This window comes from Phocaeicola fibrisolvens (assembly GCF_025567125.1).
In the GTDB taxonomy this organism is placed as follows: Bacteria; Bacteroidota; Bacteroidia; order Bacteroidales; family Bacteroidaceae; genus Phocaeicola; species Phocaeicola fibrisolvens.
In genome coordinates this window covers 16,016-40,865 of sequence record NZ_JAOQJI010000031.1, presented here as the reverse complement: position 1 = coordinate 40,865, position 24,850 = coordinate 16,016, and the positions used below count along the sequence as shown (strand labels likewise).

24 protein-coding genes and 3 pseudogenes are annotated in these 24,850 nt (G+C 45.7%); 10 read left to right on the top strand and 17 right to left on the bottom strand.

Features of this window, described 5'->3' with window-relative positions:
- Positions 1–38: 38 nt before the first annotated feature.
- The 3 genes and pseudogenes from OCV81_RS12270 to OCV81_RS12260 all read right to left on the bottom strand — a co-directional run.
- Complete coding sequence (locus OCV81_RS12270) at positions 39–1,400, bottom strand: DUF6055 domain-containing protein (protein WP_148330231.1); 1,362 nt, start codon at positions 1,398–1,400, stop codon at positions 39–41.
- 56 nt (positions 1,401–1,456) lie between these two features.
- Positions 1,457–3,202 (bottom strand): RagB/SusD family nutrient uptake outer membrane protein, encoded by a 1,746-nt coding sequence (locus OCV81_RS12265; protein WP_148330230.1) that lies wholly within the window; start codon positions 3,200–3,202, stop codon positions 1,457–1,459.
- Between the two features lie 26 nt (positions 3,203–3,228).
- Positions 3,229–5,613: pseudogene (locus OCV81_RS12260) on the bottom strand (SusC/RagA family TonB-linked outer membrane protein); the annotation flags it as partial.
- 273 nt (positions 5,614–5,886) lie between these two features.
- Between OCV81_RS12260 and OCV81_RS12255 the strand changes: the two are divergent.
- The 10 genes from OCV81_RS12255 (at position 5,887) to OCV81_RS12210 (ending at position 13,663) form a co-directional block, all read left to right on the top strand.
- The gene (locus tag OCV81_RS12255; RefSeq protein ID WP_262640343.1) at positions 5,887–9,252 is read left to right on the top strand and encodes a hybrid sensor histidine kinase/response regulator transcription factor; all 3,366 of its coding nucleotides are present in this window, start codon (positions 5,887–5,889) and stop codon (positions 9,250–9,252) included.
- A 517-nt stretch (positions 9,253–9,769) separates the two neighbouring features.
- Positions 9,770–10,156, top strand: a complete 387-nt coding sequence (locus tag OCV81_RS12250; RefSeq protein WP_009126113.1) for a hypothetical protein — start codon at positions 9,770–9,772, stop codon at positions 10,154–10,156.
- Between the two features lie 161 nt (positions 10,157–10,317).
- Positions 10,318–10,533 (top strand): hypothetical protein, encoded by a 216-nt coding sequence (locus OCV81_RS12245; protein ID WP_004291535.1) that lies wholly within the window; start codon positions 10,318–10,320, stop codon positions 10,531–10,533.
- Between the two features lie 11 nt (positions 10,534–10,544).
- The gene (locus tag OCV81_RS12240) at positions 10,545–10,766 is read left to right on the top strand and encodes a hypothetical protein (RefSeq protein ID WP_004291534.1); all 222 of its coding nucleotides are present in this window, start codon (positions 10,545–10,547) and stop codon (positions 10,764–10,766) included.
- A gap of 13 nt (positions 10,767–10,779) precedes the next feature.
- Entirely contained in the window at positions 10,780–11,196 is a 417-nt protein-coding gene (locus OCV81_RS12235) for a PcfK-like family protein (RefSeq protein WP_004291533.1), read from the top strand.
- A complete protein-coding gene (locus OCV81_RS12230; protein WP_004291532.1) occupies positions 11,193–12,524 on the top strand; it encodes a PcfJ domain-containing protein in 1,332 nt (443 codons plus the stop codon). The genes OCV81_RS12235 and OCV81_RS12230 overlap by 4 nt, the downstream gene beginning before the upstream one ends.
- A gap of 24 nt (positions 12,525–12,548) precedes the next feature.
- Positions 12,549–12,806, top strand: a complete 258-nt coding sequence (locus tag OCV81_RS12225; protein WP_004291531.1) for a hypothetical protein — start codon at positions 12,549–12,551, stop codon at positions 12,804–12,806.
- A 19-nt stretch (positions 12,807–12,825) separates the two neighbouring features.
- On the top strand, positions 12,826–13,059 hold the full coding sequence (locus OCV81_RS12220) for a DUF3873 domain-containing protein (protein WP_004304291.1): 234 nt from the start codon (positions 12,826–12,828) through the stop codon (positions 13,057–13,059).
- Positions 13,056–13,301, top strand: a complete 246-nt coding sequence (locus tag OCV81_RS12215) for a DUF6956 domain-containing protein (RefSeq protein WP_004291529.1) — start codon at positions 13,056–13,058, stop codon at positions 13,299–13,301. Before OCV81_RS12220 ends, OCV81_RS12215 begins: the two co-directional genes overlap by 4 nt.
- Positions 13,302–13,354: 53 nt before the next feature.
- Positions 13,355–13,663 carry a hypothetical protein gene (locus OCV81_RS12210; protein ID WP_004304290.1) on the top strand — a complete coding sequence of 103 codons (309 nt, stop codon included), beginning with the start codon at positions 13,355–13,357 and terminating at the stop codon, positions 13,661–13,663.
- 33 nt (positions 13,664–13,696) lie between these two features.
- Here OCV81_RS12210 and OCV81_RS17765 read toward each other — a convergent pair whose 3' ends face one another.
- The 14 genes and pseudogenes from OCV81_RS17765 to traJ form a co-directional block, all read right to left on the bottom strand.
- Positions 13,697–14,086, bottom strand: coding sequence for a hypothetical protein (locus OCV81_RS17765; RefSeq protein WP_004291527.1), 390 nt, complete (start codon positions 14,084–14,086; stop codon positions 13,697–13,699).
- Between the two features lie 64 nt (positions 14,087–14,150).
- Positions 14,151–14,360 (bottom strand): annotated as a pseudogene (locus OCV81_RS12205) (glycoside hydrolase family protein); the annotation flags it as partial.
- Positions 14,361–14,495: 135 nt separating this feature from the next.
- Positions 14,496–15,536, bottom strand: a complete 1,041-nt coding sequence (locus OCV81_RS12200; RefSeq protein ID WP_005642461.1) for a tyrosine-type recombinase/integrase — start codon at positions 15,534–15,536, stop codon at positions 14,496–14,498.
- Positions 15,526–16,845, bottom strand: coding sequence for a tyrosine-type recombinase/integrase (locus tag OCV81_RS12195; RefSeq protein WP_005642462.1), 1,320 nt, complete (start codon positions 16,843–16,845; stop codon positions 15,526–15,528). Before OCV81_RS12195 ends, OCV81_RS12200 begins: the two co-directional genes overlap by 11 nt.
- Positions 16,842–18,056, bottom strand: coding sequence for a tyrosine-type recombinase/integrase (locus OCV81_RS12190; protein WP_005642464.1), 1,215 nt, complete (start codon positions 18,054–18,056; stop codon positions 16,842–16,844). The genes OCV81_RS12195 and OCV81_RS12190 overlap by 4 nt, the downstream gene beginning before the upstream one ends.
- Positions 18,057–18,191: 135 nt before the next feature.
- Positions 18,192–18,536: pseudogene (locus OCV81_RS12185) on the bottom strand (lysozyme); the annotation flags it as partial.
- Positions 18,533–19,036 carry a DUF3872 domain-containing protein gene (locus tag OCV81_RS12180; protein ID WP_004291525.1) on the bottom strand — a complete coding sequence of 168 codons (504 nt, stop codon included), beginning with the start codon at positions 19,034–19,036 and terminating at the stop codon, positions 18,533–18,535. The pseudogene OCV81_RS12185 and the gene OCV81_RS12180, both read right to left, overlap by 4 nt.
- Positions 19,033–19,935 carry a toprim domain-containing protein gene (locus OCV81_RS12175; RefSeq protein ID WP_004291524.1) on the bottom strand — a complete coding sequence of 301 codons (903 nt, stop codon included), beginning with the start codon at positions 19,933–19,935 and terminating at the stop codon, positions 19,033–19,035. The genes OCV81_RS12180 and OCV81_RS12175 overlap by 4 nt, the downstream gene beginning before the upstream one ends.
- Before the next feature lie 7 nt (positions 19,936–19,942).
- The gene (locus OCV81_RS12170) at positions 19,943–20,518 is read right to left on the bottom strand and encodes a conjugal transfer protein TraO (RefSeq protein ID WP_004291523.1); all 576 of its coding nucleotides are present in this window, start codon (positions 20,516–20,518) and stop codon (positions 19,943–19,945) included.
- Between the two features lie 2 nt (positions 20,519–20,520).
- On the bottom strand, positions 20,521–21,507 hold the full coding sequence (gene traN, locus OCV81_RS12165) for a conjugative transposon protein TraN (protein WP_004291522.1): 987 nt from the start codon (positions 21,505–21,507) through the stop codon (positions 20,521–20,523).
- 34 nt (positions 21,508–21,541) lie between these two features.
- Positions 21,542–22,894 carry a conjugative transposon protein TraM gene (gene traM, locus OCV81_RS12160; RefSeq protein ID WP_004291521.1) on the bottom strand — a complete coding sequence of 451 codons (1,353 nt, stop codon included), beginning with the start codon at positions 22,892–22,894 and terminating at the stop codon, positions 21,542–21,544.
- Positions 22,875–23,162 (bottom strand): TraL conjugative transposon family protein, encoded by a 288-nt coding sequence (locus OCV81_RS12155; RefSeq protein ID WP_018697145.1) that lies wholly within the window; start codon positions 23,160–23,162, stop codon positions 22,875–22,877. The genes traM and OCV81_RS12155 overlap by 20 nt, the downstream gene beginning before the upstream one ends.
- A gap of 27 nt (positions 23,163–23,189) precedes the next feature.
- A complete protein-coding gene (gene traK, locus OCV81_RS12150) occupies positions 23,190–23,813 on the bottom strand; it encodes a conjugative transposon protein TraK (protein ID WP_004291519.1) in 624 nt (207 codons plus the stop codon).
- A gap of 31 nt (positions 23,814–23,844) precedes the next feature.
- Positions 23,845–24,849 (bottom strand): conjugative transposon protein TraJ, encoded by a 1,005-nt coding sequence (traJ, locus tag OCV81_RS12145; RefSeq protein ID WP_004291518.1) that lies wholly within the window; start codon positions 24,847–24,849, stop codon positions 23,845–23,847.
- Position 24,850: the final 1 nt, after the last annotated feature.

Below are 24,850 nucleotides of genomic sequence, written 5' to 3'. Positions count from 1 at the left end.
TTCTGAATGCGGCTATAATAACTCATAAAAGCATACGCTTATTGAAGAGTGGTATTAGTAAGTTTAATTGTATAAGGCCATTGTGCCATAGGAAGCGCACTTAAGGTCCAATTTGCATCCTTAGGACCAGCCGTTACAACCAGCCACAGATATTTCAACTGTTGTCCTGCAGGAAGAGTAAAAGACACACTGCTCGTTTGATTATAAAAATCCGTCCGACCGACATCACTCAATATAGAAGAGCCTTCCTGAGTAATTCCCACAAAACCATAACGATAATTAGGCTGATACCACCACGTATTCTGGTATCCCGGATAACCATCAGGATCCGCATCTTCACCTTGCAGCCCCTTAAAATCTACTGTTATCGTAGTTTCGGGAGCAGGCACAGCCAATTTTATCACATTAAATCCATAATTTTCAGGACAACGTTCAGCCTTGACTTGATAAGTGCCGTCCGCAAGTTCCATCATATACGGCTTAAAACTTTCAAAAGAATTGGCATGAACACGAGTCACATCATACACCCGTTCATAATCCAAATTTACCAGATGACGGTAACAATCAAATATTTCATCCATAAATTGATCTTGCGTGATTCCTGTCATACGCTGATAAGTATCCACTGGATCTTCGTAAGAAAGACTTTGTCGATACATGTCGGCTATGAAATTTTCTCCGTGTTTTTCGCTCCAATATTCCAGCACATAAGGAGAACGATAGATGTTATCCGTATGCAAAAAAGCCTTATGAGTTGCCTGCTTAAAAGCATCCCAATGATACTGTTCTTCTGTCATCCAATTCGGATTCACCTGCCACAGCATCCATTGCGAAGTCATTTCATAAAAACCACTGCCTGCGCCTCCACTCCAGCCATCACTTCCATCCGCTATCATCTGCAACTGGAAACTATGTCCCAGTTCATGTGCTACCGTATTCAGGTTCTCGTCCTGTAATCTATTGGGGGCAGCCCAAAAAGCTCCAATCTTATTATCGTATGTTCCTCCATAAGCAGTCCCTTCCAACGAATATTGAATCATCACCATCATACGATACTTTTCACTTAACGAACCTTCATTTACAAAGTTCAATTTATCACGATAATATGTATAAAAGTACTCCAATTTCGTTTTCAAATTTTCCAAATCTACATGCATGTCGTTTCCTTCCAACTGAGGAGGATCGGATAAATCATCTCCAAAGCCTTTTTCCCAAAAAATAGCCAAATTCTCTGTACATGCCATACGGTCATAGCAATAAGCAAAGGTATCTACTCTCCAGTCCTGTCCGGAAAACTCTAACGGTCGATACAACTCCTTTCCTTCAGAAAGAGGATATTGTTCATTATATGCTACATGTTCACTATAATCCGTACAAGCCAAAGAAGCCATTCCTACCATCTAGGCTCCCATATATATATATATCTTCTCATCATAGCTCAAATATTTGTTTTTGATTATTCATAAGGTTGTGCATCAATCAATGGAGAACGACGCAGTTCATAACGAGGCACTGGCAACCAATAATGTGCCTCAGCCCCTGCTACTCCTGCAAAATTTCTGACAGAGACCTCATTTCCTGTCCAATATCTTTTCATTCCATCTTTATATTTATAAATCGTAATACCAGTTACAGGTTTACTATAGCACTCTTCCATCTTTTTCCAACGACGCAAATCAAACCAACGCTGTCCTTCAAACATTAGTTCAGCTTGTCTCTCATAATAATAAGCCGACCATACATCATCACCAGCCTGAATATCAGGCAGGCCAACCCGATGACGAATCTTATTTATATATTCACGAGCTCCTTCAGTCCCTTCGACATAGCCTAATTGAAGTTGACATTCTGCATAATTCAGATAGATTTCAGACAAACGGATAAAGAACCATGGCGTAGAATGCATAGTTGTTCCTGCTGAATTATAATTAGGATCCAAGAATTTTCTCATTGAGTAACCTGTATTGGTCGCATTCCACCAATATTCTCCCTGATCACTGTCTTTTCCTGCGGTAACACCTTCTTCACCTGAACGAAAGACCTCTACTTCACGTCTACCATCACCATATCCCCATATATCTCCATCCAAAATAAAAGCGGCATAAAAACGAGGTTCACGCCCTTGCCAAATACTTGGCATAGTACCTGCCGGTGCTTCACAATAAGACTGAGGAACAAAAACTGAACCGTCTGCATTTTGAAAGAAATCTGCCATTTCCTGCGTCGGATTAAAATTTCCCCATCCTTGAAAACCATTACCGATGCCACAAGGAGCTTGATATAAATAAGACATATTTTCACCTGCACCATATTTAGGATCATATAATTTCTCAAAAATAACCTCCGGATTCTCCGGATTCAAGAAAAGATTGCCATATTCGTCTCCTACAGTTTTCGGATCAGTTACTACATTAGCCGTATTAATATCCTGCAAATGATATTCATTCAAATCAAACACAGCATGGGCAGCATCTGCAGCTGCTTTCCACTTTTCAGCAGATGGAGTACCAAACAAAGGACTTGCCTGATACAACAGGACTCTCGATTTTAAAGCCAAAGCAGCTCCTTTTGTCACCCGTCCAAAATCCGAGTTATCAGGATACGAAACAGGAAGCAAGGCAGCCGCATCATCACAATCCTTCACAATAAACGCAGCTACATCATCCATATCAGCTCGTACCTCTTCAAATGTATCATTCAGGCCATACGTATGGTCTACTATTGGAACACGACCATACAAACTATACAGCATCTGATAATTCCAAGCTCTCAGAAACAAAGCCTGACCTTTCTGCCAATTACGCCATTCTTCATCTCCTGGAACCTCATCAATACGTTCAAGAAATAGATTAACGCTCTTTATATATCCATAATACGTTCCCCAAGGATCCCACATAGTTTCATCCCAACCGATGGCATAGGTATCACAGTTCAGCAATCCTTGCGTCACATTCTCTGAACCATAAGTATGCTTTTGAAACACTTCATCCGTAAAGTGAGCAAATCGAGTTCCTTTCATACTTTCTGCCCACAGATTTGCATATTGGGCATTCAAATAAGTCTCAGAAAGTGCAAGGTCGCTCCACACAGCTTCATCCGAGAAAGAATTCATCGGATCTACATCCAATATATCCACACATGAAGTAGTGCTCCAACTCATACAAGCAAAAGCCAATGTATATAAAAAATGTTTTGTTTTCATTGTTACTCGAATTTAATGTTAACACGTCAAAAAGTGATGTTTGTTCCGAAAGTAATCATACGCTGCAAAGGATAAGCTAAAATTCCATTTGAGTTAATGGCATATCCATTGTCATCTTTAGATGTACCTACCTCCGGATCACAAATCTTCATTTTATCAAAAGTAAACAAATTATTACCGTTGACATAAAAACGCCATCTCTGAATACCCATCTTTGTAGTCCATGATTTAGGCAATGTATATCCTAATTCAACTGATTTCAATCGAAGAAATGCCGCATTACGTAACCACCATGTAGAAGCCGTACCATTCCATGTATCACCATACGTTTGCTTGATAAATGCCTTCGGCCAACGAGCATTCAGATTTTCTTCCACCGTATTTTCAGTGCGCCAACGACCTTCATAAAAATCTGTTACCATATTCATGGTAGGCTGAACCAATTGCACAGCTTTTGCCTGTCCTTGGAAAAAGATATTTAAATCAAGTCCTTTCCAACTCCCGTTCAAAGTAAAGCCATACACAATCTTAGGAGTAGCCGATTCATTCAAACGAATCGCATCATCCCATGTAATCGTTCCATCTCCATTAGTATCCTGGTAAATCAAGTCTCCAGGAGCTGCATTATCCATGTGAGGAGTATTATCTACTTGTGCCTGATTCTGATAAATTCCCAATGCTTTGTAAAGTACCAGTCCATCAATCGGATTACCCGTAGTACGTTGCCATTCCGGAGTTGCAACCGCTTCATCCATATATACGACTTTATTTTCTGCATAAGTAAAGTTACCCGTAATTCCCCATTCAAAATCTCCTGCTTTGTCACGATAGGACGCAACAATTTCTACACCTGAATTATTGACTTTTCCTAAGTTTTCTGCAGGAAGTACCAAACCAGAATAGGCAGGAATAGATGCACTTCTTGTAATCAAGATATCACGACGTTTAGACTTAAACCAGTCAAAGTCCAAACTAAACTTTCCATTCAGGAAAGTAGCAGAAAATCCTAAGTTTGTTGTATTTGCCGTTTCCCATGTTACCAAAGGATTAGCAGTACGAGTCAGATAAAAACCTTTATTCAAGGCTGCCCCATCTCCTGTGCCAAAATACGCTCCTCTACTTGTAAAGGCATACTGAGAAAGATACTGATAAGCTGTAATATTATCATTACCCATCTGCCCCCATGATGCTTTCAATTTCAAGAAATCAATATAAGGTTTCACTGGTTCAAAGAACTTTTCTTCCGACAAAACCCATCCCAAAGAGAAAGAAGGGAATGCTCCCCAGCGATGACCAGGAGCAAAATTCATAGAACCATCATAACGCATGGTAAACTCAGCCAAATATTTATCCTTATACGAATAGTTTACACGTCCAAAAAAGTTCACACGTGCTGTTGCATCTGAATATCCGCCATTGTCTTTATCAGCAGGAACATCACTTCCTGCAAACAAATCCATTAACGTATTTGACAAGAAATTCGTACGATATCCTGACAAAGTATGATAGTTATATTTGCTTTGTTCATAAGCCACAAACGCATTTACCTTATGTACATCGTTAAAAGTACGTTCATAGCCAATACGTCCATTCAAAGTTATGGTGGAATAACGGGTAGCCCAATCATTTAAACTAATCTGACCCGTATCAGACCGTTTATTCTGATATTCTTGAGTTGCATTATCATAATAATACAAATCATAAGGCTGATTTATTTGTTTACCGTCACTAAATGTATAATCTATAGCCGCATATCCCTCTACATATAAACCTTTAGTAAGAAAATCCAAATCAATATGAAGTAACGGCTTAATGTTCAATATATTATTGGTATAATTATTAGATCCTGGAAGATCTGTAACCATAATGGCTGCATTTCGTGTAATGCCATCATATCCTACACGAGGCAATCCATTAGGATAATAGGGAGCACTGCCAGGGAACGTACTAAAAAAATAAGTAAACAAGTAAGGAGTGGAATAAATGCCACGTTGTCTCTGTTCCTGACGACCTAAAATATCCAAACTAAAACGAACCGATTTGCTAATCTTTGCATCCAAATTAGAAATCAACTGAAACTGTTTATAGTCTTGAGCTGAATTTCGATATATTGCGTCTTGCCACATATATTGGGCAGAAGTATAAAATGACACCTTATCAGTACCTCCACTTACAGACAAACTATGCTGTGTTTTTCCAGCCCAATCTTTGGCCACTTCGTCCCACCAGTTTGTATCTGGATAATTTATCGGATCATCATGGTTCTTATAATGCTCAAGCACTTCATCAGAATAAGTAATGCCCGGCTGACTATGACGTGGATCTGCATCATATTCATTTACATAAGTACCATATTGATAAGCATTTAACATCTCCGGAATCCTTGTCGGCTGCGAAATTGAATAACTTCCATCATTAGTGTCCCGTTAAAATGGGACACTAATGGTATACATTCATGGATAAATTACATCATCCAAGATAAAGAAAAAAATATATGGATTGCTACGCAAAAACAAGGAATATTTCTATACAATATCCAAACCGATAAACTAACACAGTTTGAGATTCCACAAAATGATAACATCGTCATCCGAATTTTAAATGATGAGCAAAACAATATATGGGCATCAGGTCCTTATCATCTTTGCCGATTAAATAAAGCCAATAACACCTTTGAAGAATTCATGATTGAAGGAGAGACCCAAGGAGTTTATTCCATGGCTATGTGGGAAGACTCAGCCCACAATCTTTGGATAGGTACATGGGAAAAAGGACTATGGAAATTAAATCCCAATACACATCAAGTAGAAAAATATCTTGTTCCAGGTGACAAGAAAGGAGGATTGCACATACACTCTATTATTGAATATACACCTGAAATCTTTTTCATTGGATCTGATGACGGACTTACTATATTCAATCCTATCACTCACGAAAGCTATTTATATGACCAATACGGCGAAGAAGAAAAATCATTATCAGATAAATTCATTTATCCTATGCTGAAAGACAGAGAAGGAGGAGTATGGATTGGAACCTATTATAACGGTGTGAACTACCTCCCTCCTTACTGTGGACAATTTCATGGCTATTCTGGTTCCGACAATACCCATTATTTCAGGAGTCAAATTATCAGTCGGTTTTGTGAAGATGAAGATGGGAATATATGGATTGGTTCCGATGATTTTGGAATAAGTTGTTTCATCCCTTCAACCAGACAATTTATAAATTTTCCAGGAATAGAAAAACTCCAGAAAAATAATGTACATGCACTCTGTTACATAAATAAAGAACTCTGGATTGGCACCTACAGCAATGGAATACAAATCTTAAATACCCAAACAGGACAAATCAGGAATTATAATGTCAGCGATGGATTAGATGAAAGCAGCATTTATTCTATTTTTAAAGATAGCCAAGGACGTATCTGGACAGGTTCCATGAGCGGACTCTGCTTATATGATTCACAACAACATCATTTTTCATTTATCAAGGATTTAAATGCACTAATCATTGAGATTACAGAAGACGCAAAAGGAAATCTTTGGATTGCTACACAAGGGAAAGGCGTGTTCAAATATTCCCCCCAAAATCAAGTATGGGAAAAATATGCTCAGCCACAAGGTCTAAACTGCACCAACATCAACCACCTGTGTATCAATCGAGAAAATGAATTATGGGCAGCAACTTCCGAAGGATTATATTTATATAATTCACAAAAAAAGAAATTCATACATCAGCCACTGAAAATTCCAAATGAATGCATCAACGCCATTCTGGAAGGTGAAGATTGCTTGTGGCTCACTACAGCCAAAGGTCTTGTCAAATACACTCCAGCCACTGGTGCGACACAAATCTTTACTAAAAGCGACGGTCTGCAAAGCGAAGCCTTCATTATGGCCTCAGCCCTGAAAACCCGTAACGGAGAATTCTATATCGGCAGCATCAACGGCTTCAATACGTTCTATCCACACCTGCTGAAACTCAATACACAGAAACCCAATGTGGTGCTGACCGGACTGGAAATCTTCAACAAAAAAATAGAGACGCAGCAAGGGGGGATTCTGCCGGAAGCCATTGACCACTTGAAAGAAATCCATCTTCCTTACAAAGACAATGTCATCACACTGACGTATGCGGCCTTAAGCTACTGTACGCCAGAAAAAAACCAATATGCCTACATTCTGGAAGGATTCGACAAGGGATGGAATTATGTGGGGTCACAACACAGTACGACCTATACCAATCTGCCTCCAGGGACTTATACGTTCCGCGTAAAAGCCTCAAACAATGACAACGTATGGAACGAGGAAGGCACTTCCATCCGTATCATCATACACCCTCCGTTCTATTTCTCGCTGCCATTCAAAATCGGGTACTTTCTGCTATTTATCCTGGCCATCGGACTGCTGCTGCGCTACGTAGTACGTAAAAGTGAAAAGAAACACGCCAAGGCCATTGACGAACTGAACAACAAGAAAGAAAAGGAAATCCACGAAGCCAAAATCAATTTCTTCACCATGATTGCCCACGAAATCCGTACGCCGGTATCCCTCATCATCGGCCCGCTGGAAAAAGTGATGCAGTCCACACACATCCCGGCCGACGAACGGCAGGAACTGGAAATCATCGACCGCAACAGCCAGCGTCTGCTTTATCTGGTAAACCAGCTGCTCGACTTCCGGAAAGTGGAACAGAAGGAAATGCGGATGCACTTCACTTCACAATCCATACGGGAGCTGATGGAAGGCGTGTGCGAACGTTTCTCTCCGACCCTTCACCAAAAAGGAGTCAGTTTCTCCGTAGTGTATCCGGACAAGAACTTCTATGCCGACGTAGACAAAGAGGCAATTACAAAAGTATTGAGCAACCTGCTGACCAATGCCAACAAATATACAAACAGCATGATTGAAGTCCGCTTCCAGGAACAGCCGAAAACACAAACCTTCTCTATCCAGGTGAAAGACAATGGAAAAGGAATGAGCGAAGAGGAACTGGGAAAAATCTTCAAACCGTTCTATCAGGCATCTGAAAACAAACCGGGTACAGGCATCGGACTGAGCATTGTGAAAGGTATCGTAGAAGCACATTATGGAAAAGTGGAAGTAACCTCTCAACCGGGAATAGGCTCTACGTTTATTATCACACTTCCGCAAAAGCAAGAACGACAGACCACTCAAGAAGGAGAAAACCTGTCGGCCGCTCCACTGCCAGAGGATATCATCCCAGAACAGCATGACACTACAGTTTCAGCCAAGGTACTCCCCATCATGCTCATCGTGGATGACAACGAGGACATGCTTCATTTCCTTTCCTCACACTTCCAAAATAACTATACCATCGTGACTGCCTCCGACGGTAGTGAAGCTCTCCATAAACTGAAAGAACAAGAAGTTTCCTTGATTATCAGTGACTGGATGATGCCTCGCATGAGTGGAATAGAATTATGCAAAGCGGTCAGAAGCAATCAGCTGACCAGTCACATCCCGTTTATCCTGCTGACAGCAAAAACTGGAACGGAAGCCAAGATTGCCAGCATGAATTGCGGAGCAGATGCCTACATCGAAAAACCGTTCTCCCTGCAGTATCTGGAGGCCTGCATCAAGAATCTGTTGGAACTGCGTCTGCAACTGAGACAGAAATTCTCACAAATGCCGACCGTTTCCATCAACTCCATCGCAGCCAACCAGACCGACAAGGTGTTCCTGGAGAAGATGAACCACCTGATTGAAGAGAACCTGAACAACGACCAGCTTTCAGTAGACTTCCTGGCCGAAAAGCTGTGTATCAGCCGTTCGGGATTGTTCGTCAAACTCAAAGGACTGGCCAATACCACTCCCAACGAGATGATTCAGATTATCCGTTTGAAGAAGGCGGCTTCCTTGCTGCTGGAAAACCAGTACCGTATCAACGAAGTGAGCTACATGGTGGGATTCAACAACCCGTCGTATTTCAGCAAGTGCTTCCAGAAACAGTTTGGCATGAAACCGGGAGAATACATTGCCAGCCACACTCCCAAACAAACACATGACAGTACGGAGAAGGAATGAGATTTTATAAGTGTACGTCTACACGACTGCATAAAATTATGTATCTTTGCGCCCGGAAGTTACGAAAAGAGTGTAATTTATTGGAAATGAGCGTAGGTTAATTGCTCTTGATAGTAATAGGTTACGATTTAGTTAGTTATCTACTGCATTATCCTTCTGCGCGTTGCGTAACCTTCAAAGAACTCTTCGTATGCAAAAGTAGCTATTTAATTCGAGATTTTGATATAAACTCCCGTTTTTTATCCCCTCATTCATAAGAATTTTCCGTAAAAGCGGTATTGTCCGTCGGCACACCATTGCCCAAAACGAGTTTGGAACAAACGTGTGCCGACTACCGCATAGCTGGAGAAAAGGGCATTGCCTCACGCCTAAACGATGTTTAGACAGATGAAGCAATGCCCCTTTCTTTTGCGCCTATGCCAAGAGGTGCTTTTACGGGTTTTCAAATGATTTTTCTTTTTTCGCTGTCTCTTTTGCCGGAAGCGGAAAGTGAATGCAGAGTGTGTCAGCCTGCCCCATGAATGAAACAGGCGCCCACACACAGCCGGACAAACCGGGAAGAATGATTGTTGCCACCCGGCTGAACAAGTTCCGTCGGATCGGAAACAATCATACTTCCTTTGTTGTGGTTTGCCCTTTTCACGCTTCCGGTGATGTCTTTTTCCTTTTGGTGATTCTTTTTTTTACGGATTTTCCCCTGAAGTTTTTTTCTACACAATCTGCCTCTGTTTTCGTTTACCTCCATTTTGCGCCTTTCAGTAAGCCGCATCAGTCAGTCATTTTCGTTCTGGGCGCAAAGGTAATTCCGGGATTGGACGGGAAAGCAAGGTCAAGCCTCCTGTTTTCGGTAAAAATCTCCAGCCCTGCGGGTAGTATTTTGACCGAAAAACCTTGCATTCCCTAATCCCTACCTTTTCAAGCACCCGAAACGAAAACGACCGATGCGACAGAAAGACGCATAAAAAAAATGTCGGATAAACGAGAGGCAGATAAGATAGTTTGAAACTCAACTCCCTCAGCTCTTGAATCCGCATTAAAAACAAAAAAATCAAAAACAGCGAAGATATGACGGCAACGGCAAATTTCAGACAAATGGCGCAACACATCGGGTTGGCGATATGCGGCTTGATGATGCGCACCGCCTTCGGGGTGTTCGGCATCCTTTGGGGCATCATCAGAGAGATTGTAAACGGAGTGTTCCGAGTGGCGATAGGTGTAATCGTGGCTATCCTTTCCACCATTGCCTTCTTTGGCTTCATCCTTTGGTTATTCACCCTTTAACCCTTACCGACATGGCAAAAAGAAACAGCAAGACGGCAGCGCAGCAGTGCAGATATTACGAGGTGGACAACATCTTCGTGTATATGGTGGAAACGTACATCAACGGCAATTTTGAAACTTTCCGAAGATTGTACCACGAACTGAACAAGGACGCACGGAGGGATTTCATGGACTTCCTTCTCAGCGAGGTAGAGCCGACCTATTGGAGAGAGATACTGAAACAGATAATCTAAAAATGACAGCGATATGAAAGGAACAGACCATTTCAAGAGAACGATATATATGTACTTGGAACAGCGTGCGGAGGAAGATGCGCTATTTGCAAAGAAGTACCGCAACCCTGCCAAGAACATGGACGAGTGCGTGACCCACATTCTGAACTATGTGCAGAAAAGCGGTTGCAACGGTTTCACGGACGGAGAGATATTCGGGCAAGCCATCCACTACTATGAGGAAAACGAGATAGAGGTGGGCAAACCGATGGACTGCCAAGTGGTTGTGAACCACGTTGTGAAACTCACGGCAGAGGAAAAGGCGGAGGCACGTCAGAACGCTGTCCGCAAATACCAAGAGGAGGAACTCCGCAAGTTGCAGAACCGCCACAGACCGTCAGCGAGAAAAGAAAACCAACCCCAACCCTCATTATTTGATTTAGGCTTATGAAACCGAAGACCAAGATACAGAAAGAGGTGGCAAGACTTTCCGCCAACCTTCGCCCCATATCAGCGACACAAATAGATTGGGCATACCGCCACTGCGTTGAGCATATCGGCTACCGCACCAAGAAAGGGAACATCACCTGTTCCGACTGCGGTCACGAGTGGCACAGCGACAGCGGACTATGCGACACCCTTGAAGGCTGCACCTGCCCCAAATGCCATGCCGAACTCAAAGTGCAGGACACACGCAGACGCATCTACAAGGAAACGCAGAATTTCAGCGTGATAACCACCTGCAAAGGGTATCAGGTAATCCGCGTGGCGCAGGTCAGATGCGAGAGCAGGAAAGGCGAACCGATGCGTTTCTACTGCCACGAGGTCGTGCAGCGTTGGATTTCACCCGACGGCAAGGTTACGGACATGGCGTTGCTCCGTGGCTTCCTTTTCTGCTATTGCGATGTGTGGGCATTAGGCAGCGATATGGAGGTAAGACCGCACAACAGCCTATACGATGATGTGGTGGCAAGAAGCTGTGCATATCCAAAGATGAGGATATTGCCCCAACTCAGACGTAACGGCTTCAAGGGCGATTTCCACGGCATCTCCCCCGTGCGTCTTTTCAAAGCCTTGCTTTCAGACCCAAGAATTGAAACCCTTATGAAAGGCGGTGAGATTGAGGTCATGAAACACTTTCTTTTCAATACCCGTACTGCCGATGAATGTTGGGCATCATATCTGATTGCCAAGCGTCACAAGTATCAGATAGACAACCTCTCAATGTGGTGCGACTATCTGCGTATGCTCAAAAAACTCGGTCAAGACCTCCGTAACCCGAAGAACATCTGTCCCGAAGATTTCATGGCGGCACACGACAACGCAACCCGAAAAATTGAAGCCATACACGAGAAGGAAAGAGCCGCAGAGCAACGCCGTTGGGAGATTGAAAGGCGTGAGCGTGAGCAACAGCGACAACTCCAACGAAAGAAAGATGCGGAGGATTTCATCGCCAACAAATCCAAATTCTTCGGCTTGGTAATCACGGACGAGGAAATAATCGTCAAGGTGCTTGAAAGCATAGACGAGTATTACAACGAGGGCAAGACGCAGGGCATCTGCGTGTTTGGCAGTGGATACTACAAGAAAGCCGACACCCTCATACTATCGGCAAGGATTGGCGATGAGATTATTGAAACCGTAGAGGTGGACTTGCGAACCCTCGAAGTGGTGCAGTGCCACGGCAAGCACAACCAGGACACCGAATATCACGAGCGCATCATAGACCTTGTGAACAAGAACGCCAACCTTATCCGTGAGCGGATGAAAGCGGCATAGCATAACCCCTAAAACAACATTGATATGGAAGTAAGAATTGAAAGTATGATTTGTGTGTGGGATGATGCAATCCCCACGATGTTCCTTGAATTTGTGAACCTCCTCACTCTCACAACGAGTGAGGGGGAATTGAGAAAGAGCGTAAAGGAGTTTGCCGAGAAGCACGAACTTGACAAGTTTTTCCTTTACGGCTTCGGCTCACACCATTTCTACCTGCACCAACGCTACACAAGCAACCCCGAAATGGTGATGAAGAACAGAGTTCTGTCAGTACATTTTTAACCATCTAAAAAGCAACATTATGACAACACGAATGACCATCAACGGAGTAAGCACCTGCGCGGAAGCAGGTACGGAGAAATACGAGCGTTTCCAATCGGGTATCGGAAGACGCAGGCGGACACTTGTGCAGTACGACTACCGCCACCCCATAGACAGAGAATTGTTCTCTTGTGTCAAACCCACGTTGGACGAGTGCCGAGCCGCACGGGACAAGTGGCTGAACGCAAAGAAGGGAAAGGAGGACAGACTATGAACACGACCTATCAAACGCTGATAGTCAAGTTCAGCGAACCTATCACGGCATTGGACGGTATCTTTGACGATACCGGAGCGTGGGGAACGGACACCCTCAAGGGGTGGATAGATGATTACGAAAGCACACGTTTCACCGCCACCGACAGCCATACGGCAGTCATCACGAGCGAGTACAATATGGAATGTGTGAAAGAGTGGCTACAACGGCAGACCCCCATTTCCGAAATGCGAGAATTTTGAACGGGATGGCGGTGTCCGCACCGCCAATACTTAAAACCCTAAAAACAAAAGATATGATAGCCAAGACGATATTACAGCAGATAGGCGGAAAACGCTTCACCGCCATGACAGGTAGCCGTGATTTCATAGATATGGGCAACGGCTTACGGATGAGCCTTGCAAGGAACAAAACAAGTGCCAACCGCCTTGACATCATCTATGACGAAGGGGCAGACCTCTACAATATGCGCTTCTACCGCAGGACGTTCAGCAAAAAGACCTTTGAGTGCAAGACAAAGGACATTGCCGTACACGAGGGTATCTATTTTGATATGCTGGAGGAAATGTTCACGATGGTGACGGGACTTTACACACGCTTTTGAGTGGCGGGGCGGCGAGAGCCGCCCTACTTTCTTTCAGTGAGCATGATGGCGGACAAAGAAAGTAGCAAAGAAACCTTTGTCCAATCTGCGATAACTAAAAAATCCGCAAGTAAAACTTGCGGAGGCTATATATTGGGTCGTTATTTTTTGGTGGAGGGGAATGATAATCTCGAACCGTTGAACTACACATTTCTGCTTCGTCTCCATTTCCCCCAACGATTTGATACGTTCAATCATTTTTGTTGTTCCTTTCTGAATTTTCCTAAATACTTTCTTCATAATTTCGCTATACTTTTTATGGTTAATAACTATGTTTTGTATTGCTCTCACAACACTTACAACTTGAAGTGTTATTTGGAAACCGATAGGCAAAAATGGCTCAACGATGTCAATTAACGAGAAAATCCTACGATAATCTATCAAGTGATAGAGCAAAAGACGTGCCAAGTTAAATATGGCACGTCTTTTGCCAGTTTTGTCAGTCCTTTTATGGGATATACAACAGCGCAAACTCCGCCTTTCTCCGTTTGAGCAGCATGGCGTGGCGTTTTCCTTTGTAGTTGCAGAAGGCTATATACTCACGGTAGATGTTCCTGTCACCAGCTTCCAGCTTCTTGATTAAGGTGCTTTTGGGGATTGTTTTGCTGCCTAACAGCTTCGCCGGTCCCACATTGTAAGCTAACGTGCCAAGCAAAATTTATCCAAACCAAAATATTATCCCAACTTGACTTTTTACTATATTGAATATCAGTAAATTGTTATATTTTGGTAGCAGATAATAAAGAGTGATTGTTCCATTATTCAAGAACAGTCACTCATTTATTACTAAGTATTATCTCAATCCAAGAACTGTTGCTAATGAATCTTTATTTCTGATTTTCTTATATTTCTTTTCAACGCCTAAAGTCAGATTGTCTTCCATAGAGCATAAAGCTTGTATCATTTGTTCTGATGAAACTCCTACGTATTTCATTGTCGTTTCAATGCTCTCATGCCCCAATAGTTTTTGTATCTGCGCCAAGTTTACACCGTCTTCCAACCAATGGGTAGCCCGTGCATGCCGAAAACTATGGCAATGAAAATCTACAGGAATTTCAAGTAGCCCCTGAGACGCAATCCTAACATACATTTTCAACCGCTTGCTAATCGCTTCTGAAGTGATTTTTTTGTTTGCATGGCCATATATGGGGAAAAATACAAAATCAGAAGGTAACGGATTTGCCGGATGGAACAACTTCACATAATGTCTCAGTATTCTTACCATGCTGTTCAACAAATAAATGGTACGTTGTTTATTCCCTTTACCCAAAACAAGAATGTAACCTTTCGTTTCATCCAGGTGCAGTGCCGACAGCCTCAATGATAATATTTCATCTATTCTTGTTCCGGTACTATATAGAAGATTGAACAAGGCAAAATCCCTCTTACCTATCAATGTACGTGTATTGATGCTTGCAAAAATCCGTTTGATTGTATCTTTTGTGATTACTTCCACTTGTTTTTTAGGTTGCTGCATTCTTTTTATTTCAGCGGCATCACAATCATATTTTATGAATTGGATTTTCTTGTGCGCAAGGAAACGGAGGAAATTTTTCAATATGGAGAGGCGATGATTGCATGTTTGCGGGCTGCATTTTCTTACTTCTTTCAGCCACGCAATCCATTCTTCAATCCAGTCCTTACGGAAGCATTCCCCACAAAGGGTATTTGATGTGACTCCTTTTGAGGATTCAAGGAAGTCTATATAGATTCCCATTCCCTCTCCGTATGATTTTAAAGCGTTATGGCTCAGATTCCTTATACACGGAAGATAGACCGTATGCCACTCATGGATGGCATCGGCGATAATTGAATGTTCTGCTTTAGTCTTCATATTCAAAATAGTCGTTTAAATCAGGCAAAAGTTCTTCATACCCACATCCTGTCAGATTTTCCAACTGGTGTGCAAACAGCGGTACAAGCCTGTAATAATATAATGTGTTTTGAATGTAACGGTGTCCCATGGAACGGCTGAGATATAAGAGTTTGTCCATCCATTCAATGCCGCAGTGATCCCAACCGTTTATGTTCACGACCGCATAGTGACTGCGAAAATCATATGCTCTTGCGTGTGCCGTACTGACTTTCTTCCATACTTTCTTAAAACTTGCCGTTACCCATTCTCCGGAATATGGTTTGTCATACTCGTTAGGAAAGAATGTCTTTCTTCCGGGCATGAGATTTTCCATTTTGACATTATACATCTGCAATAGCGACCACATGGATTCGTGCAAGGCAACCCGATGTTCATCTATGCTCTTTGTGTATCTTATATTTATAACACCGGATTGCAAGTCTACGTCTTCTACTCTGAGCAGACGGGCTTCTGTTGTACGCATCCCTGTACTGTACAAAAGTCGGAAAAAGACCGGAACTTCCACTTTCATAAGCGCAGCCCTCATGTCACGGCAATTTATTGGAGGTTCGAGATTGTCCGCTTCATTAAAGAATCTTGCAAGCTCTTCTGGAGTAAACGGATGTGGTTCGAATGATGTGACATTGACTCTTGGAATGGTGGATGGAAGAGGAATATTTACAAAACCACGGCTATTCGCATATTTCAGAAATCCTCTGACACCTACAATTCTGTTATTGCATGACTTTGCGGATTCCGTTTTTTTCTTCTTGCAATAATCAAGGACAATTTCTTCTGTAAGAACTTCGGCTGACGGATAATTTTGAGCGCAGAAGTCATTGAAACGGCGAATCTTGTCCATTGTCCGCCTACTGAATTTCCCAGAAGCTCTTTTGTAAAGTTCATATTTCTTGACTATATGGGATATTGCGGAATAAGAGTATGGCTGTTCTGAAACAGGAATACGCTTTGGCTTAGGTGTGTATTTTATATCCGGAGGATATGATGGCAATTTGAACGGTGCCCCATATTTCGACCGGATATAACGGATGAAGCGCCTCAAAATAATGCATCTGTTACGGTTTGTATAATAGCTTTCCTTATCTGTCCTTGATGCCCATCCGGAGATAATATCATCCGACAGCACTCCGCCATGATTCATACAGTACTTGGCGAAAGAGTTCAGGTATATGCGGGTTATATAGTCACATTTTCCGATACCGGAGATGAAATTGACATATTCAGACATCAAATCTGCAAATTGGGGTAGATGTGAATCTGTTTTCATTCGAACAACTCCTTTCTTATTGGATAACATTCAATATTGATTCCGCATTCTCTCAGATGAGGGATGTCAGCATCTATATATGGGACTATAGATGAAGAACAGATATGTCCTAAAATATGGCTGATGACCCTAATCTCGGTACCTTTACCAAGTAATTTAGAGGCGAGGTTGTGCCGAAATACGCTGACTCCACGCCCGGATTCACCTTTTCTAAGGTTTAATTTCTCAAAGACTGTATTGACAATGGTGCCGATACTTTTGTTCTCCAACCTTTCTGTCGTATTCTTCTTGTTGGGAAACAGATACACGGATCCGGCCTCATTGTCCCGTTCATTCCGTATGTAATCAAACAATGAGTTTCCAACATGGGGAAGAAGGGGCAACACTATCGGATTACCAGTCTTTTCCTGGACGAAGCTGACTCGTTCCTTCTTCCAATCTATGTCTGTCAATTTCAAGTTGGCAATGTCACATCCTCTTATGCCAGTATATAAAGCCAATGAAACTATAGCTTTTTCCCTGAAAGTCAAAATATTGTTAGAGTCTGACAAAGCATTTTTTATCACATTGATTTCATCATCCTTAAGATAGTTGAAGTTTTTCCTTTCATATTTCAAATCAGGGAAATAACCTAATACTTTTTTCATGTCGTATAAATCCCCCAACTCTTTAAGGGCTGACGCTATGTGACCGCAATATGTCCTTGAACGCTTTTGCTGTTCTTCTTTAAGGAAAAAGGACAAAACATGTTCTTCTTTGATTTCATCCAATGAAGAGACGTGGAACTTTTGCATCTCAAAAAGGAACATTGTAACGGCATCGGTTTCCATTTTTACTGTGGACTTCTTTTTATGTTCTGCGGCACGCTTCCGATAAATGTCTATAACTTTCCGAAAACTGGGGTTAAGCATATTATACCTGGAAGGATAGCATAACGGAACAAAGGACTTCTTGTCCGGGTAGTGCCCAAATTCATCATATGCTTGGATAGTACGTAAATGCATCATCCTAAGATCCAATGTCGCTTTTGTATATCCCCTTGTACGGATAAACTTTTCTGCAAACTGTTCATACGAATGAAAACATCCTTCATGTTCAAAAAGAAGTCTTAAAACAAATTTTACTCCTTTGATGTACTGAATGTCATAACCACGGGAAACGAGGTTGTCCAGTAACTTCTTCTGGCTTAATTTTAACTGTGCTATATTCATATTCTTCCTATTGGCTTTAGTGCCATTAGCAAAGATATAGGAATGTATTATCCAAACCTATTCATCCTATAACAGAATGATTTACAGAATAAAAAACTATATTTTTAGGATAATGCTGGGGTTTGGATAACTGTTGTTATCCGAAATTTCGGATAACAATAGCGAATCAACCCCGAATTTACGGAACATGGCGACAAATTTGCGCAGGTCTTTCCGCAAAAGTTCATCCGCATCCCGTTTTGTCATGGTTCGTGCCGAATACTTCTCGTTTGGCAAAAGTTTGTGACCCCAACCGACGTATGGGTAGTGTTTTTCTGAGTGCCAGCCTTCAAAGTAGCGGCAGCATAAAAAAGCACGTTCCATAAGCGGCAGTCGGTAGATTGCCGCCTGCCCGTCCGTTCCCTCTTGGCGGCTGATCTGCGCGGACACAGAACAGACCGTCAGAAGTGAACAGAGCATTGTCATGAATACACGCATCATTTCAACAAGGGGCTGAAGTTGCCGATGGGAACGATGGTAAGATCGTCGTCCTTTACATTCCTGTTGTTGAAGTCAAATTCCAGTTCGTAGGAGTTGCTAAAGTTATCCTCCACCACCACGATGAAATTATGCGCCTCATCACCCGCCGCCGTGTAGTACAGGCGGAATTTTTCGTTCTCCAGCAGGTAGCGGTCGTTAGGCAGGAAGGTGATGCCGTTATCCATTTTGAGCGAGCCTTCCCCCTCGAACTGGAAATAGCGGATGGTATAGAGCGTACCCGAAAAGTCGCCCTCCTTTTTCAGTTCACAGCGGATTTCCACTGTCTGCCCCTTTACTACCTTGTTCGGCACGGGCATGACCTCCACCGTGAAGGGATAGGACTGCTGGATGTCCATGTCATCGTCACATGACACGAGGGTGAATGACATGGCGGCTATCAGGCATAACGCCACTGCCTTGAATATTGATGTTCTCTTGTTTCTGTTGTTCAGTATGTTCATTGTTCTTCGATTTTTAGATGGTTGTTTTTCTGTTTTTTCGTTGTCAGTTGCAGGTACTCGTTCAAGTCCTTGCAACCGTCATAGAGGGAGGAACGGTCGGTGACACGTTCCCCGTATCGCATGGTAAGTGCGGCAAGCGTCCGCCGTCCGGCTTCGTCACGGTCGAGGAAGCAGCCGATGCGCCCGTATCCGTCCAGCAATCCCGCCGCCTTCTCCACGTTGGCGACTGAGTTCAGCACAAGACAGTCAGCGTTACCGGTTACACCAAGCGTCACGGCAGAGAGAAAGTCCATGAAGCCCTCGAACACGAGGCACTCGTCAGCCGGGATGTCATTCGCCTTTACCAGTGATACAGACTTCGGAGGTATGCAACCCTTGAAATATCGGCTTCTGACTTCATAGCCACCTGCCATGTTCGGAAAGCCAACGGCAAAATACCGTTTCCCACGCACACCGTAGTTCAAGCGGCAGCAGTGACGGGATGCGATGGCGTAAGGGATGCCCCGTTCCTCTAAATACTCCGTCAGCAGTGAGCGGAGCAGCGGAGCGACCTCCACATCCTCAAAAACGGATTCGGTCGGCTTCGAGAGATAGACGGGCTTTTCCCATCCGGCAACCGTCATATTGGCGGCTTCCGCTATGAACTTCGCTTGCTTCATGAAGTCATCGCTTTGCAGAAACTCCCCGGCAAGCGTGAAGATGTCGCCGCCCTTGCCCAAACCGAAGTCGTACCAGAGCTGTTTCGCCACGTTCACACGGAAAGAGGATGTGCGCTCGCCCCTGTACGGGGCAAGATACCACAGCTCGTTACCGCTCCTTCTGACAGGCTCATGCCCCAGCCGTGCGAGAAAATCCGCAAGCGGCATCCTTCTGACAGCATCTATTTCCGTCCTTTCCATGCCCGTGTCAGTTGATGATGAACTTGATACCGACCCCGAACTGCGTGTGGAACTTCCGTGTGTCGCCACCCCAAAGGCAACGCTCCCGCAGGTTGGCAAGCAGGGCGATACGGTCTGCCACGTAACACTCCACATCGAGCGTCAGCGCACCGCCGTAGATGAAGGCGTCCCGGTCGTGCAGCGTGGAGCCGTCATGCAGCACCTTCTTCCCCCAATTTACCGCCTCATATCCGGCGAGAGCCGAAGCCCCGGCATAGACGAAAACAATCTTTCGGGCGTCCGACAGTATCTTGAAGTAATAGCCGCCCTCCGCCGTGAACTGCGCCACGGGTATCTTGGTGTCCTTGTAGGGATTGTTCTTCAACAGGTATTCGCCACCGAACACCCACTTGTTCCCCTTCTTCGTGTAGGTGGAGAGAGCCGCCCCGAAGCTGTACCCGCCGTCCTTGCCGCCGAGATTGAAGCCGTCCGCCATGTCCGCCCTCACCTCGATGCCCTGCATCTTCGGCAGACACCGCTGGGCGTGCGCCTGCCCTGTAAAAAGGGCAAGCGACGCGATGATTATTGCGATGTACTTTCTCATGGTCAGCGTACTTGAAGTTCGTTGATGGTACCCGCGCGTACCAAATCCTCGTTCTCAATCACGAAGGACTGGTGACGGCCGCCGTTCTTCTCGTTCAATTCCACCACGAGGCACTTGTCATCGGGGATGGTGAACTTCGCCATCGTGAAGACCGTGCGCTCGCTCTTTTTGCCCGGCACGAGGGTGGCGTAGTTCTGCGCGCGGAGCGGCAGAATAATCTGCTCCTGCACGGCAGTACGCTTCGCAACCTTCTTGTCCACGATTTTCCAAGTGATGTAGTCCACATCGAAAGGCACGTTGCTCTGGTTCTTTATCTCCGTGTGGAAATAAAGCAAGCCGTTGTGCGTGTAGATGCCTTTCAACAGGTATTGGATGCCGAAACGCTTGCAGCCGATATGCTTCACCTCGCGCTTGTTCTGTTTGTGGATGGACTTCATGATAAGGCGCACCAGCATCGGGCTTTCGCTGCCCAGCTCTTTCAGATAGATTTCCTGCGCGTTGTTCGGGCGGTTCACCGTGCTGCCGTCATGGATGAAGTCGCACATCTCCACGTTGAGCAACAGCGGTTCGGCGGCGTACTTCACGTTGAAGGTGTAGAAACTGCCGTCCTCCGTGATGACGGACATATTCGTTTCGTTGGGAAAATTCCTTACGGTAGCCTTCACACGGATGATGTTCTCCGCTCCGTCGGCTTTCCCGGCAATCAGGTCGGGCGAGCCTAAATCGACATAGCGCACCTCCGCCGGAAAAATGACGTGGACGGTCTTGTCGTAGGTCACTTCCAGACCGTGCGGCGGTATCATGCGGTCGAAGGTCAGCTTGCGTGACAGCCCGTGATATAGGTCGCCGTCCGCCTCCTTCTGCGGATAGACCTCCTTCGTCAAGGTCGGTTGTTCACTTCCGTTGGTCGTTTCAACGGTTACATTCTCCTGCGCGTTGGCAGTTATGATGCCCATAGCGAGGGCAAACATGATGATTACTTTTCTCATTACTTTTGGATTTTAGTGGTAATTTTTATTGTTTTCAATATTTTTCTTGGTAAAGCATGACCCTGTACCCGGCTTTCAGATGCACCTTGACGGTTCGCATCTTTTTGGCGATGTACTGGCTCGTGCCTTGTATCAGCCCCTTGCCCAAGTCGGAGGCGAGCTGCGCCCCGGCATTGGTGGAGATGTTGATGCTGCTTCCCAGCGAGCCGCCCATGTTGGCGGCGACCTCCCGGACGGCGTTCATCTCCATCGAGTTCGGGATGAAGATGCCGGGCTGTCCGTCCGTGTCATAGACCGCAAGCTCCACGGGGATAATCGTGCCGTCGTATTCCAGCGAGGTAATCTCGATGTCGAGCCGCTCACCCTGTATCTTGCCCGTGCCGACCACCACCGCACCCCGGGGTATTGTCCTGCCTGCCACCGCCATAGGCTCCAGCAGGCGCAGCCTTACCGTCTGCCCGTCCGTCACGCTCTGCGCCCCATGCACGCACGCCGGTATGGTGTTCCTGTCCAATACCTCCGCCGTGCCGACAGCCGTGTTGAAACCCCGGTTGCGTTCCTGCGATAAGGCGGCGACAAACTCCGCGTTACTCATAGGCTGTGAGAGTGAAGAAACTACTTGATGCTCCACCTGTCTGATAGGCATTGCCTTGTTCTTCTTCCCTTTCTGCACGGTAGTTGGCTCTGCCCTCTGTTCCGCCGATGGCTGTCCTCCGTTCTGACCGCCCATGTACTTTGCCGCCAGCTCGTAGGACTTCTCCATAAGAGCCACCTGCTCGTCCATAGAGGAAGCCTTGCCCCTCTCGCTTTCCAGTTCCGACTCCAGCGATGCGATGCGCTCCAACAATTCGTCCATCTCCGCATTGTCGTTTTTCGGCTGGTCGTAGAAGTTTCCGAGCGTGGCGTTCAGGTCACGGTAGGCGGCTGCGGAGGACTGGATGGTCTGCGGCGTGGCTGGCTTTGCCCTTTCTTCCTTGCCGCCCGGATTGGCGAGGTCGAAGTCCACTCCGTTCTCCGTTCCCGCTATCTCGCGGTCGAACATGTCGCCCAGCTGCCCGATGGCACGGTTGCGGCTCTCCTGACGCTCTTCCATCTCCCCATGCTCGTAGGCTTTCAGCTTGTCGCCGATAATCTGCCGGTTCGCCTTGTCAGCGTCGGGCATCTCGGTGTTGTATCCGTCCGTTCCCGGCGGTTGCTCCTTGCCGGAGGACGGGGCGAATATCAGCCACATCGCCCCGATGAACACCAACACCATAGCGGGCAGCACGATCATCTTCTGCCGTTTCAGCCGTTGCGCCTCTGTCAGCGGTTCGCGCTCCTTTTTCGGTTTCCCCGTTTCGGGAGCAGCTTTGTTCTCTTTCGTCGGTTCATTCTTTGTCTGTTCCATATAAATAAGGTGTTAAGTGATTGCCTGTTTCCGCCGGGGTCGGCAGTTCCACCCGTCCGGCGTGTCCCGTTTCCATATGTGAGCCGTCGTTCCTGCCGATGTCATAGACGGCTCTGCCGAAGGTGTAAAGGGCAAGCACCGCGAAGGCGGCGAACATCCCCAGCACGATGCGGCGGCGTGTTTCCGGCGGCAAGCCGTCCAGATACCCTTTGAGACTTGCCGCCAAGCGTTTCCGTTTGTCGTGGAGTTTCCAATACATGCCCCACATTGATTTTCTGATACTTTTCATGTCCTGTTACCGTTTGATAGTCTGTAAATCCTTGTTCTCAATGATGGTGAAACCCTCGATGGTAAAACCGTTCGGGTTGTCATCCGACCGCGATGCGTTCAGCAGGCGGCAGGTGGTCACGAGGCTGCGCTCGGTGACGTTGCTCTGCCGGATGATTTTCTGTGTGGCGTAGGTCACGGCACGGTAGGGATAGGCGTTGAAGTCGCACACCACGCTGTCCACCTTCAGCACTTGGTTGATGTTCCCGGCGATGATGCGGTTGTAGTACCCCTTCTCCGCGAAGTCCGAATAATAGTGGTACACGCTCTTGTCCGCCAGCAGCAAGGCACGTTTCACGTTGTGTTCAATCGCGCTTTTTTCAGGTGATAGCGTGAAGAACATCTCGTGGAAACGGCGCACATGTTCCCGTGCCTCCGCCGGGCGGTTCTGCGACAAATCCTGAGACAAGGCGAGCATCAGGCTCTTGCCGTTGTCCAGCACATAGATTTTCTCCCGTTGCTTCTCTGCGAAACGGTAGGAGTTCCACACGCTCCACACCGTCACCACGGCGCACAGCGAGAGGAAGACGATACCGAACAGGCGTATCTGCCTGAACGACGATTCGATGTTTCTAAGTGATTTGAATTCCATTTATATTTTCCAATTTATGATTGCACATTGATTATTTCAGCAATTTGCCGACACGTCCGACTGCGTTTCCTGCGGCTGCACCCGCCACGCTGCCCGCCATGCTTCCGGCTCGTCCCGCCATCTGGTTCACGTTGCGACCGTAACCGCCCATGCCTCCGGCTTGGATAATCCAGCCCGCAACGGTGGGAATGGTAAAGTAGCCGATGATGCCGATGCAGAGGAATACGATATACACCCCGTCGCTCGAATCCAGCGAGAAGTTCGGGTCTGCCTGCATCCGCTCGATGTCGTTTTGCAGCATCAGAACCTGTATCTTCGCCAGTATGGTGCTGAACATGTCCGATACCGGTAGCCACAGATAGACCTGTATATAGCGGCATATCCACTGCGTGAGCGTGTTTTGGAAACCGTCCCATACCGACAGGGCGAAGGCTATCGGACCGAGAATCGCCAGCACCACGAGAAAGAAGGTGCGGACGGTGTCTATCACGAGGGCGGCGGCTTGGAACAGCAGTTCGAGTATCTCGCGGAAGAAGTCGCGGATGCTCTTCTTCATGTTGTACATTCCCCGGTCGATATACATTCCCGCCATCGTCACCATGTCGGAGGGCGACCAGCCGAGTTCCTCCAGTTGCTTGTCAAATTCCTCGTTGGACACGAGGTAGGCGGTTTCGGGGTTGCGTACCATCGCCTCGTATTCCAGTTTGTCCTTCTGCTCCCGGTATCGGTTCATGTCCAGCGTTTCCGCCTCCAGCATCTTTGCCGTGCCCTGTACGACGGGTGAGAGGATGCTGTTTATCGTGCCCAGCACCACAGTCGGGAAGAACATGATGCACAGACCGATGGCAAAAGGACGGAGCATCGGGAATACGTCTATCGGTTCAGCTCTCGCCAGCGACTGCCATACCCGGTAGGCGACGTAGAACAGCGCACCCAGCCCGGCGATGCCTTTCGCCACACCAGCCATGTCCCCACACAGCGGCATCATCTGCTCATAAAGTGAACGTAAAATCTGATGAAGGTTGTCGAACTTCATA